Below are 13,035 nucleotides of genomic sequence, written 5' to 3' on the forward strand. Positions count from 1 at the left end.
GTTTACCTGTTTGTTCTGGTGATTTTCCATATAACTCCTGTTTTCTGTTGTGGGTGAGACCCTGTTTTGCTCATTTCCATAATGCCGAAGTCTACCACATACATGCTCAATCCATCTGGTGAAAATCTGACACTGAGGGGGCGCTCAAAGCCTCCGGTTTTAAGCTTTGATGCCGGTGCTACCTTTTTGCCCTTGTTAGCCGCAAAGTCTTTTACAGTACCATCAGCCACATTAACACGTACTATTTTGTAACCTACAGGTGCCAGAACTTTGCCCACTTTTGGAGCCATATCGCCAAACTGAGCTACAAAAGCCTCGCCTGCATACCCAAACTCATCGCTACTTGAGAAGTCAAAGCCATTAGAAGAGGAATGGACGCCTAACCTTGCAGCTGGCTTTGGAGGCTGGTTGGGATGCTGTGCTAATAAAGGTTGAGGAGCCTTATCTCCTGGAGGGGCAAACCTTTCGCCGTTGAAAGCTAATCCCCCGGAAAAGTCAGGCCAGCCGTACCACTGCCCGGGCTCTACCTGCCAGAAGTAGTCGCCAGTTCCCCATGCCGGGCGGCTGCCGCGCACATCAAAACCGTTGTCACTTATATATAAGGTGCCGCTAGGAGAGAAGCCCAGCCCATAGGGGTTTCGAAAGCCCCAGGCAACTAACTCTAGCTCCCCACCCTCAGGTGGAATGCGAAGCACAGCCCCGGAACAGGGAATGCTCCCTTTTACAACCTGCCCCTTTGTAGTGGGTGTACCATATGGCTGATAAGCTCCTGTTGTTTGTTTGCCATGCTCCGGTATTTCAGAAGTATAGTTTTGCCCCGACAACACCACGTCCTGGCAAGGTATATCATGAAAGTCCGGGTATCGATTCAGCCAACCGTAGTCGTAGTTATCTGGCCCAACTACGCCGGAATTGGTGGCTGTGCCCGTTGAAAAGTATAAGTTACCGTCCGGGCCTAGGGCTATGCCATTGGTGTGGTGGTCTCCTTTAGTAGGCAAATTCTCTAGGATAGTAGTAATGTTGCCCTCGGGGGAGATGCGCAGAATTTTGCCACCGTTTAATTCACCGCCCTCGGATACATAGAAATTGCCGTTATAAAAGATAACGCCGGTCCAGGGGCCATTTTTTTGTCCGGTGGCTACTGTTGTCAGACTTCCGTCCTGTTCCACACGCAATAGCTTTGGCTCCAGAAACACCTCTCCGTAAGAATATCCCGCCTCTATAATATAAAGTTGCCCCTGGTCATCAAAAGCTAGACTGGTTGGGAAAGTGAGGCCATTTGCTACGGCTTCAATTGTATAACCTTCAGGCAGTGCGATATCGGCTTGGGAGATAGGTCTGGAACTGGTGCGTATATCTCCCTGTCCTCCTCCCTTCGATGGAAGTATAGTGTAGCACCCGCTCAGGCTAAGTAGCATGAGCAAAGGAAGGAGCCGGTAAAATTTTTTCATGCCTTTTGATTATCAGAATTTTATCTTACATTAAATCATAATTATGCAATACGGCCGCTATAAGCCTAAGTTGAAATGAAGCTGTTCTTAACTCCGAATAAGGCATGGGGCCTGGTGCGGGCATGGGTACCTTTGGAGGCTGTATTGTGGCTGCTCGGCCTGAGCCTGTTGGCGCTAATGGACCCGCATGAAGCACATTTGTTCAGCTTCTGCCCTTTTAGCTGGATGTTGGATACAGGCTGCCCTGGTTGTGGGCTGGGGCATGGCATTGCTTACCTCGCGCGGGGCGATTGGCCGGCAATGTGGGCATCTCATCCGCTGGCAGTCCCTGCTGTAGTGCTACTGCTGTGGCGCTGTGGTAAGCTTCTGTACTTTCACCGGAAATACGATCATCAACTATACACAAAGAAAAACTATGGCAAGTATCCTCCATCTGATGCCGGACCTGGAGCCCGATGAAATGAGTTATGTGCAAACCCTCGTGCAGAACATGTCTGATAAAGAGGCACACCAGTTTGCAAGCATTTACCGCTCCCGACGCCGCGAGCCTACGTTGCTGTTGGTTACTACGCTGGTAGGCTTTTTCGGAGTGGCCGGAATTCAACGCTTTATAGTTGGGCAGATAGGCTTAGGGTTGTTATACTTCTTTACAGGCGGGCTTTGTTTTGTCGGTACTATTGTAGACCTGATTAACCACAAGCGGCTGGCTTATGAGTATAATGTAAAGCAGGCTGAGCAGGTAATGGCTATGATGTTTGGGCAGTATGGTGGCAGAGGCGGTTACGGTATGTAGCAAGGGTGCTGTCTCTTTTGATCTAAAGCAGCAGGGGAGTCTATAAGCTTGCTTTTGCCTCTGCAGAATTAGTCCGGAGAAGAAAAGGTAGATGCTCTCTACCTTTTTACAAACTTGCCCTGAAAGTATTTGTTGCCGTTGGAGGCGCGAATAAAGTATAGGCCTGCAGGTAGACTAGCCGCAGAAAACTGAACCTGTTGGTTATAGAGCAGTTGCTGGCGATAAACCAATCGTCCTGTTCTGTCGTGCACCTCTAAAATATTTGGCTGGAAAGTCAGGTTTTCTATTGTTGTCAGATCTTGTGTAGGGTTAGGGTAAATACGTGCGGCTTGTTCTAGTGGAGGTGCTGGTGCCGAAGTAACGTTCTGTATCACTTTTCGCGCCAGCAACCAATTATTGGGGTCTATTACGATACCGATTACTTCTTTATCTAAACTGAACTGGTATTGCTCTGTTTGCTCCGTTTGCGAAACTCTTACAAGTGAATCGCCGCTAGCTGTTTGGATCAGGTACTCTACATCTGTTCGGAAGAAGGGGGTGCTGGCGCTAGGCGTTTGAGTTGCGCTCAGCACCAGTTGGCCATCTTGCTGCTGCCAGTCTATAGTGATGGTTGGCCAGCCTTCGCCTTTGTACCATTGCTCAAAGAAGTAGTCCAGGTTTAAGTTTGTTGTCTCCTCAAACACGCGCTGTAAATCGGCAGTGGTGGCTGTACTGCCTCCAAGTTGCTGCTGGTACGAACGCAACGCCTCAAAGAAGAGCTCATCGTTGTCAATGGTAAAGCGCAGCATGTGCAGCACTGTAGCCCCCTTTGCATAGCTTAGCCTATAGTTGAAGATGCGGCTCACATTTGTAGTGTCTTCAACGAAAACACTACCAGTTGGCACTGCCAAAACTCTGCCCTGTGCTGTACTCATCCACTCCGGGGCGTAGAATGGCTGGAGTTGCTCCAGAGCCAAGTACTCTGCATAAGAAGCGAAACCCTCGTTTAGCCAGATATCTTGCCAGGTGGCACAGGTTACATTATCCCCAAACCATTGGTGTGCTAGCTCGTGTGCTGTTAAGGTGAAGTTGAAGGTGCTTTGGGTAGTTATGGTCTGGTGCTCCATGCCGCCGCCCATAGGAGCCATGCTATGGCCATATTTTTCCTTAGCAAAAGGGTAGAGCGTAAATAAGTCCGAGAAGGTCTCTAGCAGCGGTACCGTTAGGTCTATCTGTGACTTAAACTGATTTAAGGTAGTCGTGTTGTAGACGTAATTGATAATAGGAATGGGCGTAGGTGCACCAGTAGGGTTGGCCAATAGATTATACTCTAAATAATCAGACACTGCCACAGATATAAGGTAGTAGGCAATAGGGTAGCGCGACTTCCACTCATAGCGCACCTTATTATTAGGCAGCTGAACTGTATTAGTCAGAAGACCGTTAGAGCCTACCTTGTTCTCAGCACTAGTTGTAACAAATACATGCACGGAGTCGGCTTTGTCTGTCAGAATCTGCTTTGTGGGCCACCACTCATAGCCAGCATAAGGCTGGCTCAGGCTCCAGGTAACATTTGCGCCTCCCCAGTTAACCTCTCGGGCAGTGCTAAAGCCATTGCCAATGGCGGCACTAGCGCCACTTGGTGCCGTGCCTTTGTAAAATATTTGCGCAGTTACTTTGGCTGGTGCGGTAACAGGCGTTTGCAGCTTTACAGACACATCACCTGCATTACGGCTTATACTTGCCTGCTTGCGCCCATTCACTAGTACTGAGTCTATCTGGAAGTTAGGGTGAAGTTCAAACGCGAATGTGTCTAGTTGAGCCACTTGTAGATTGGCATTAGTAGTTACATTGCCTGATATATAGGTGGAGTTGCGCTCCAGGTGTAGGTCTAGCTTATAGAAGGTAACATTATACTGCTGCATTAGCTTAGCATGGGCTGGAGAAGCAACTGCCTGCCGCTGCATGGCCTGTGTTCTGCTTTCAGCGCAGGCAGATAAAGGCTGATGTTGAGCTTGCAGCGTTTGGCTTAATAAAGGAAATGCCAGGAGCAGTACGTATAATGTTGCCTTCATATTGGTAGTTTAGAATTGGAGGTGTCTTCTGTAGTACGTGCAATGAGCAGGTGTAGGCATTGTTTACGCTTCCTGCCGCTACTTTAGCACAGGGGTTACCTTGTAGCCTTGCTTACGCAGAAGCGCTATCACACCATTCTCCCCGGGAAGATGCGCTGCACCAACCGCAAAGAAAGTGGGTTTGGCCTTTGCCATCTGCACCATAACGGGAATCCAGGCTTTGTTGCGTTGAGTCAGAAATGCCTCATCAAAAATTCTGTAATCCTCCTCCGAATAGTCTCGCTTCATGAACTCCTGCAACCCTTTCAGGTCTTGGGCCAGGTACAGGTTTACCATTTCCTGGTAATCAGCTTTCGATTGCGCAATGTCGCTTACCGTGCGCACCAGCATATCGGCGTAGAGCTCGTTGGGTAGCTTGTCGACGGCAGCCATCTGCTCCTGCACGCTTTCAATACCAATCACTTCCTTCTGTTGAGCATGAGCCATTTCCATTAGCTTCTGTTCATAAGATTCGGGCGTACAGTCTGTCAATTTTGCCATGATCATACTCTGCAGCATGAAAGGCTTCATATTATCCAGCAACGTCAGGTCAATGCCATAGCTGCTGGTAAAGTAATCAGATAGCGCTTTATACTCCTCATCTTCAAACATAGCTTTTAGCGACTGGCCTTCAGGCAGCGTAGCGTACTGCATGATCTGGGCCATCATGCCGGGGTCGTCCATGTCAAGTTCCAGCGTGAGCTGCTCTGTTTGGTTTACTTTGGCCTGCAATGCTTCTGTTAGTATCAACTTTTCAGGGCATATAGCATGGATGGTGCCGTAGAGGTAAGATGGCTTTTTGAGCTCCTTGCCTGAAATCTGCCATAGCAAGGCATTCTCATCCTGGCTATTGCCTGCTAAAGCCGGTAACGCCTGTGCTAACACCAGAAGTAGTGCCAGCATAATGTGCATGTTCCTTTTCATGTTGTTGTAGTTAATAACTAATGCAATCTAGTAGTTTTTTGCTGTATGTAATGATTGTATAGAGTGCAGATGCTTACTTAGTATACTAGAATTTATGGCGCCAGTCTGTCCTTACATGCTACACCTACCGATGGATAAAGGCTTTCCTGCTTATCAGCTTCTGACAGCTATAGTTCTAAGGGATCAGGCATAGATCAACCTATTTTATTTCCTTGTTGTGACAATATATTCCTATTGCATGCTTGTTGATCAGGTGTTATGCCAGCTTTTTTGCCTGTATAGTTATATTCTCTGTTAAACATTGGTGTTGCAACATTAATTATATTTTATAAAGAATCTAATAAATGTGTTAGTAGGATCGGATGTGTTGAGGTTTCCGAAAACATCGGTCAATTAAACTTAAATGCAGGTTTGCACAGAAATGGTTAGCGGCAGGTTTCCTTTAGTGGGAGCGGGTAAAATATGAGTTTTTTATGCTATGGATGGTTAATTTTTTTAAAAGATGAGTTTTATTATTTGCACCAAATACTTATGTTTGAATTTATATACACAATCTAACCAATTTTCACCTTAATTATTCTTTCATGAAAAAACTGCTACTACTCAGTTTTATCCTGGTAGTAACGCTGCTGCAGCAGGCGGTAGCTCAGGGTAAAACAGTATCGGGTACAGTAACTGATGCGCAAAGCGGGCAAGGGTTGCCTGGCGTTACTGTATTGGTAAAAGGAACTCAGGTGGGCACAGCAACCGGTGCCAATGGTAATTATACCATAAATGTGCCTGAGGGAAGCAACACATTAGTATTTAGCTTTATTGGCTATACTGCTGTGGAGCGCCAAGTGGGAAATGCCTCTACTGTTAATGTTGGCCTTTCTGTAGACAACAAACAACTTTCAGAGGTAATCATTACTGGTTACGGTACTACGAACACTCTTGTGAACACAGGTGCTGTTAACCAGGTTACTCCAGAGGATATTGACATCCCGGTAACATCTTTCGATAAGGCTTTACAAGGTAAGGTTCCAGGCCTACAGTCTGTAGGTGCTTCTGGCCAGCCAGGTTCTGCGCAGGAAATCCGCATCCGTGGTGTGGGTTCAATCACTGCCTCTTCTTCTCCTTTGTATGTAATCGACGGTGTGCCAATCAACTCTGGTGACCTTTCTAGAAATACTACTACAGCTAACGCACTGGCTGGTATCAACCCTAACGATATCGAAAGCATCACTGTACTTAAGGATGCTTCTGCAGCCTCTATTTATGGTTCAAGAGCTGCTAACGGTGTAATCGTTGTTACTACTAAAAGCGGTAAGGCTGGCAAAACAAGAGTTCGTTTAAACGCTGAATATGGTTGGTCTGAGCGTGCTTATAATAACGAAAACACTCGCCCTCTAACTACTGCTGAGAACATTGAACTGTTTTCTGAGGCTCTGTTAAATGACTCTTACTACAGAAACGGTTATGGTCTTACTCCTGACAACATTGGAGAATTCTTGAGCGATAATTTCGGTCTTGATCCTGCGGTGAACACTAACTGGGAAGACGAAATCTCTCAAACTGGTGTAACGCAGCAGTATAACGTTGCGGCTGACGGTGGTAATGACAAAACTAGATTCCACGTTTCTGCTGGTTACTTTGGCCAGGAGGGTATCGTGCAGAAGTCTGAGTTTGAGAGATACACTACAAACTTTAAGCTTTCTCATGACCTGAGCAATAAGCTTACATTCTCTTCAAACCTGATGATCTCTTCTTCAAATCAATCGGGACCATTGAACAGCGGTTACTTTGCTAACCCTGTAATGGCTTCGTTGTTCCTGTTGCCAAGCATCGCTGCGGATGACAGACCTCGTGCACCATTCAACCCAGTTGTACTGCGAGACCTGGATCAGAACAACAACAACACACTGAAAGGTATCGGTAGCTTTACTGGTGAGTACAGGATCCTGCCTAACCTGAAAGTAACCTCTAAGTATGGTATAGATTACAACAACCTGGAGGAGGATTCTTATCAGAACCCTATCTACGGTGACGGTATGTCAGCTGGTGGTTACTCTACTAGATACTATACTCGTTATTTCAACTGGATCTGGACAAACCTTGTTGATTATACTTGGGATATCAACAAAGACAACACTTGGGTAGCTAACCTGAAAGGTGGTTATGAAGCACAGAAGTCAACGTACCTGTCTTCTTCATTAACATCTAACAACCTGCCGCTAAATACTGATTATACAGTGCCTTCTGTAGGTGCAATCCCTTACGAGGCTGGTGGTACAAACGAAAGCTATACTTTCGCTTCATTGCTTGCTATCGCTGACTTCTCTTACCAGAGCAAGTATGTACTTTCTGCTAGCTTCCGTCGTGATGGTTCTTCTCGCTTCGGTTCAGAAAATCGTTACGGTAACTTCTGGTCTGTTGGTGCAAGCTGGAACCTGGATCAGGAAAGCTTCATTCAGGACATTGATTGGGTAGACCAATTAAAGCTGAGAGCTTCCTATGGTGTGAACGGTAACGCAGGTATCGGTAACTTCAGCTGGAGACGCCTATATGGCTATTCTTACACTTACGACGGCCAAGTTGCCAGTGTACCAAACTCACTGGGTAACGAAGAGTTGACTTGGGAGAAAAACAAGCCATTCGACGTAGGTATCGACGCAGCCTTCTTCAATAACAGATTAAGCATTACTGCTGACTACTACTCAAGAGAAACTTCAGACCTGTTATTGGAGAGACCACTTTCTAGAACTACAGGTTGGACTACTCGCTTAGAGAACGTAGGTGCAATGAGAAACAGCGGTTTCGAGTTTGGCATCAACGCTACTCCAGTTCAGGCCGGTGACTTCAGATGGGATGTGAACTTCAATATCTCTAAAAACAAAAACGAAGTATTGGAGCTTGTACAGGATGAGCAGCTTGTTTCTCCTTTCATCAGAAAAGTTGGCGAGGATATTCAGTCTTACTACCTGCCGCTTTGGGCTGGTATAGACCCAGCTGATGGTAACCCAATGTGGTATACTGACGGCACACGTTCTGAGACAACTAAGAACTATAACCTGGCTGAGCGTGCTCTTACAGGCAAAAAAGCTTCTCCAGATGCATTTGGTGGCTTCGGTACTACAGTGTCTTGGAAAGGTCTGGCGCTTGATGCTAGCTTCTACTACAGCTATGGCAACTACCTGTATGACCCATACTACCAGTACCTGAACAGTGGTGGTTACTACCTGGGTTACTACAACCAGAGAGCTACTCAGCTTAACAGATGGCAGAGCCCAGAGAACCCTGGCGATGGTAGAATCCCAAGACTTGACTGGGATGGTACAAATGCTCACAGATTGTCTGATAACATCCTGAATAAAGGTGACTTCATCCGTCTAAGAGATGTTACGCTTGCTTACAACCTGCCAGAGAGCATTATCAGCAAAGTTGGTATGTCGAACGTGAGAGTTTACGTTAGAGGTACAAACCTTTGGACTTCAACAAAAGACGACTACCTGCCATATGATCCAGAGGCTGGTGGAGTTGGTGGTACAACTAATTTCGACATCAATGTGCCTAAAACTGTGACGTTCGGCTTGAACGTAGGATTTTAATTAAATTTCGGTAACGTAACATGAAAAGATATTATAAAAATATATTGATGTCCGGTCTTGTTGCTGCAACTATGCTTACTTCGTGCAGCGATGAGTTCCTGGATCAAAGCCCTGCAAGTTCTACTAATGCTACTGAAGCGTTAGTGAATGATTACGATGTGCTAACAGCTTTGAGAGGTGCTTACGATGGAATGTCAGTTGTAGGCTTGTACGGACGTAACCTTCCAATTTTAGGAGAGCTTTTGGCAGACAACAGTTTTGTTGCTGCTTCAAACTCTGGTTATTTTACATCATTCCCTCGTTATACTTTTACAAGAGCTGACGGTGATATCTCTAACGCGTGGACAGAGGCTTATGATGTAATCAACAGAACAAACGCAATCATTAACTCTGACCCTGTAGTAACGAACCAGGCTGACATAGACCAGTACAAAGGTGAGGCTTACGCTATTCGTGCTTTGATGTACTTTGAGCTGGTACGTCACTTCGCAGTGCCATACACTGAGAATCCAAGTGCGCCAGGTGTTCCGATTGTGTTGGAGTTTGATTATAACGCACAGCCTTCACGTAACACAGTTGCTGAGGTGTATGCACAAATCAAATCTGATCTTGATGCTGCTTACGAGCTGATTAACCAGGATGTGCCTCCAACCCGCATCAGCAAGTATGCGGCAAGAGCTCTTGCTTCCGAAGTTAACCTGTACACTCAGGACTACAACCTGGCTTTACAGTATGCTGAGGAGGTAATCAATGAGAGCGGTCATGAGCTTCTGGAGTATGAGGATGTGGTAACGTACTGGAACGACCCGAGCGCAGGTTCAGGTTACTCTGAGACATTATTCGAAATTGCTGCTACAGATACAGATCACAATGGCGTAAACGAGCTGGGTTATTTCTACCACCAGGGCGGCTATGGTCAGAACCTGGCAGCAGGAAACCTGTATGCACTGTACTCAGAAGATGATGTTAGAGCTGACCTAATAATAGTAGGTAGAAGAGGCGCTGACAATCCTGCTTATATTGTAAACAAGTATCCGAACATTGCAGGTGACCGTGATGATAAAGCTATCATCCGTATGTCTGAAGTATACCTGATTGCTGCAGAAGCTGCTGCACGTCTGAACCAGGAAGACCTGGCGCGCACTTACCTGAATGCGCTGGTTTCTGAAAGAGATCCAGACCTGGAGTACACTTCATCTGGTCAGCAATTAATAGACAATATCATTCTGGAGCGTAGAAAAGAACTGGCCTTCGAAGGTGACAGATTCCATACGTTAAACCGTCTGATGCTTGACATCACTGACAGACCAGCCAACCCTACAACTGTAGAGTATGGCGATTACAGAAGAGTATTACCTATTCCACAATCTGAGATTGATGCGAACGATAACATCGCTCAGAACGAAGGATGGGGAGGTTAATAAACCGTTAATATGGGTGTCTGCAAAGTATAAGCTAAGAGTATAGCATAAATACTGTAGGCAACCTCTAATCAAAGTCCCGCAGCTCGAAAGGCTGCGGGACTTTTTTATTTAGGGAAGAGCCTTAAAATATAACCAGCTTATTGATGTGCCGACAGTAAATTTTAAAAGAAATACAATCGAAGTTTAGTATCTTACTGAAGCATAGACTTAAAAAGGAGTAACTAAAGCAGAGATCATCATGAGAACAAAGATGTTAAAGTATGTTCTACCAGCACTTGTGCTATCTGTATTAACAGTGGGTGCAGCATGGGCACAGGCTCCGAAATATGTTCAGGACCTTAATGGTGTACCCATTAAATTAAACCAGTACGAGAACATAAATGGCTCTCCGTATCTTCATATTGAGTGGATAGAAGGGCGGGTGGTGCTTGGTAACGGCAACATTTATGAGGGAGTGCCACTGCGTTATGATCTTGTGTCAGACAGGTTAATGTTTAAGGACAAAAATGGGCAGGAGCTAGAGTTTGCACAGCCTGTACTGGAGTTTCAGCTAGCAGGAGAGCAGAACAAGTATAGGAGTGGTTTTGTACCTGTTGATAACCACACGAGCACCTCATTCTATGAAGTATTGGAGGATGGTAAAGTAAAGTTACTCAAGAGAAGCCATAAGGTGGTTCGGGAGGAAAAAGCTTATGGTTCGGCTACCATCAACAAGAATATTATGGGATATACCAACTACTACCTTGCAAAAGAGAATGAGCTAGTGAAAATTAAAAATGGCAAAGCTTTGCAGGAAGCACTGTCTGGCCATGATGCTGAGCTTGCAGAGTACACAAAAAAGAACAAACTGAAGCTTAAAGACGAAGCTGAAATGGCACAGCTGGTGAAATACTATAACTCGCTGTAGAGCACTAAAATGATCAGTAATAGAAGAGGCAGACATCATAGTCTGCCTCTCTTTTTATAAAATGATTATCTTAGGAGGATAAATCAACTTAAACAGAATGAAGAGTAGAACTATAGCCTTGCTTGGCGCGGCATGCTTTGTGTCGGGTGCGTTTGTGGCAAAAGTGGCAGATGACAAACTATCCGTAGGGGTGCTACAGGATGCGCAGAAGCTGATAGGGTTAAACTTTACAGATGCACAACTCGATTCAACAATTACAGAGCTGGAGGAGCTAAGAGAGAACTACGAAGTACTGAGAAAGCAGAACCTGCCAAATAGCGTAGCGCCGGCACTAGTGTTCAATCCTATACCGGTTGGATATACTTTTGAAACGCAGAAATCAGCTTTTGAGGCTGAGCGCGCGCAAAACGTGAAGCTGCCAAGAAAGCGCGAGGAGCTGGCTTTTTACACTATACCACAGCTGGCAGAACTGGTGCGTACGCAGCAGATTACATCCGAGGAGCTGACAAAGTTCTACCTGGACCGCCTGAAGAAGTATGGCCCTACACTCGAGTGTGTCACCTCTCTTACAGAAGAGCTGGCACTGCAGCAGGCGCGGCAGGCAGATAAGGAGATCAAAGCCGGTAAATACAAAGGCATGCTGCACGGTATTCCGTTTGGTGTAAAGGATTTGCTCTCTACGCGCAAGTACAAAACTACCTGGGGAGCGACGCCTTACAAAGACCAGGTAATAGATGAGGATGCTACTGTGGTGCAGCGGCTGCAGGACGCAGGAGGAGTGTTGGTGGCTAAATTAACATTAGGTGCACTGGCTATGGGAGATGTATGGTATGGTGGTAAAACACGCTCACCATGGGACATAAACAAGGGCTCTAGTGGTTCATCAGCTGGCTCGGCAGCAGCAGTATCGGCAGGCTTATTACCATATGCCATCGGTACTGAAACTCTCGGTTCTATTGTGTCTCCATCAACAGCTACTGGAACTACAGGTCTGCGCCCAACCTTTGGCCGAGTAAGTCGCCATGGTGCTATGGCCTTAAGCTGGTCAATGGATAAGATTGGTCCGATTGCACGTTCCGCCGAAGACTGCGCAATTGTGTTCAATGCTATTTATGGCCCAGATGGTAAAGACCAGTCTGTTTATGATGCTCCTTTTAACTATAACCAAAGTATAAACCCGAAGAAGCTCCGTGTAGGTTATCTGAAAGATGACTTTGCAAAGGAGTACGGCTTCAAGGAGAATGACCAGGCTACGCTAGAAGCGCTTCGTAAGGCGGGAGTGGAGCTAGTGCCGATTTCTCTGCCTGATCTGCCTGCCCGGGAGTTGACTTTAACCATATCAGTAGAAGGTGCAGCAGCTTTCGACGAGCTTACCCGTAGCGGCCGTGACAGCATGCTTGTGGCGCAGCACAAGAATGCATGGCCGAACATCTTCCGTACCGGGCGATTTGTGCCTGCTGTAGAATACCTGCAGGCGCAGCGTGTGCGTACGCTGCTGGTACAGCAAATGCAAGAGATACTAAAAGATGTGGATGTATACATCAGTCCGTCTTTTGCCAGCAACAACCTGGTGGTAACCAACTTGACAGGGCACCCTTGTGTGGTAGTGCCAAATGGCTTTCAGAAGAATGGAATGCCTACTACCATTACATTTATGGGTAAGCTTTTCGGAGAGGCCGAACTGCTGAGCTTCGCTAAGTTCTACCAAAGCATAACACCACATGATGAGCAGCACCCAAGTATGAACTTCGGAAAGAAGAAGAAATCTTAAGACGCAGATTATAAAAGCCGCTCCCAGTGAGTTTCCTTCATGGGGGCGGCTTTTTGCTTATTCAGGTTAAAACTTTAATTTCAAG

At 46.2% G+C, this 13,035-nt stretch carries 9 protein-coding genes; 6 read left to right on the plus strand and 3 right to left on the minus strand.

Annotation, left to right across the window (positions count from 1 at the left end; genetic code table 11):
* Nucleotides 1-2: 2 nt before the first annotated feature.
* Complete coding sequence (locus tag PKOR_RS08055; protein ID WP_052738769.1) at nucleotides 3-1,451, minus strand: PQQ-dependent sugar dehydrogenase; 1,449 nt, start codon at nucleotides 1,449-1,451, stop codon at nucleotides 3-5.
* 75 nt (nucleotides 1,452-1,526) lie between these two features.
* Between PKOR_RS08055 and PKOR_RS08060 the strand changes: the two genes are divergently transcribed.
* Nucleotides 1,527-1,910, plus strand: coding sequence for a DUF2752 domain-containing protein (locus PKOR_RS08060; RefSeq protein WP_071843125.1), 384 nt, complete (start codon nucleotides 1,527-1,529; stop codon nucleotides 1,908-1,910).
* Complete coding sequence (locus PKOR_RS08065; protein WP_046310106.1) at nucleotides 1,867-2,244, plus strand: TM2 domain-containing protein; 378 nt, start codon at nucleotides 1,867-1,869, stop codon at nucleotides 2,242-2,244. The genes PKOR_RS08060 and PKOR_RS08065 overlap by 44 nt, the downstream gene beginning before the upstream one ends.
* Nucleotides 2,245-2,342: 98 nt before the next feature.
* On the opposite strand, the gene PKOR_RS08070 is transcribed toward PKOR_RS08065, so the two are convergent.
* On the minus strand, nucleotides 2,343-4,298 hold the full coding sequence (locus tag PKOR_RS08070; protein ID WP_046310107.1) for a M1 family metallopeptidase: 1,956 nt from the start codon (nucleotides 4,296-4,298) through the stop codon (nucleotides 2,343-2,345).
* Between the two features lie 78 nt (nucleotides 4,299-4,376).
* Complete coding sequence (locus PKOR_RS08075; RefSeq protein ID WP_052738770.1) at nucleotides 4,377-5,261, minus strand: TraB/GumN family protein; 885 nt, start codon at nucleotides 5,259-5,261, stop codon at nucleotides 4,377-4,379.
* A gap of 584 nt (nucleotides 5,262-5,845) precedes the next feature.
* On the opposite strand from PKOR_RS08075, the gene PKOR_RS08080 reads away from it, so the two are divergent.
* From PKOR_RS08080 to PKOR_RS08095, 4 genes are all read left to right on the plus strand, one after another.
* Nucleotides 5,846-8,848, plus strand: a complete 3,003-nt coding sequence (locus tag PKOR_RS08080) for a SusC/RagA family TonB-linked outer membrane protein (RefSeq protein WP_046310108.1) — start codon at nucleotides 5,846-5,848, stop codon at nucleotides 8,846-8,848.
* 20 nt (nucleotides 8,849-8,868) lie between these two features.
* Nucleotides 8,869-10,269, plus strand: coding sequence for a RagB/SusD family nutrient uptake outer membrane protein (locus tag PKOR_RS08085; protein WP_084694745.1), 1,401 nt, complete (start codon nucleotides 8,869-8,871; stop codon nucleotides 10,267-10,269).
* Between the two features lie 241 nt (nucleotides 10,270-10,510).
* Nucleotides 10,511-11,179: a hypothetical protein gene (locus tag PKOR_RS08090; protein WP_052738771.1), complete on the plus strand. Its 669-nt coding sequence runs from the start codon at nucleotides 10,511-10,513 to the stop codon at nucleotides 11,177-11,179.
* Nucleotides 11,180-11,276: 97 nt separating this feature from the next.
* The gene (locus PKOR_RS08095) at nucleotides 11,277-12,950 is read left to right on the plus strand and encodes an amidase (protein WP_046310110.1); all 1,674 of its coding nucleotides are present in this window, start codon (nucleotides 11,277-11,279) and stop codon (nucleotides 12,948-12,950) included.
* Nucleotides 12,951-13,035: the final 85 nt, after the last annotated feature.

This window comes from Pontibacter korlensis, assembly GCF_000973725.1.
GTDB lineage: Bacteria > Bacteroidota > Bacteroidia > Cytophagales > Hymenobacteraceae > Pontibacter > Pontibacter korlensis.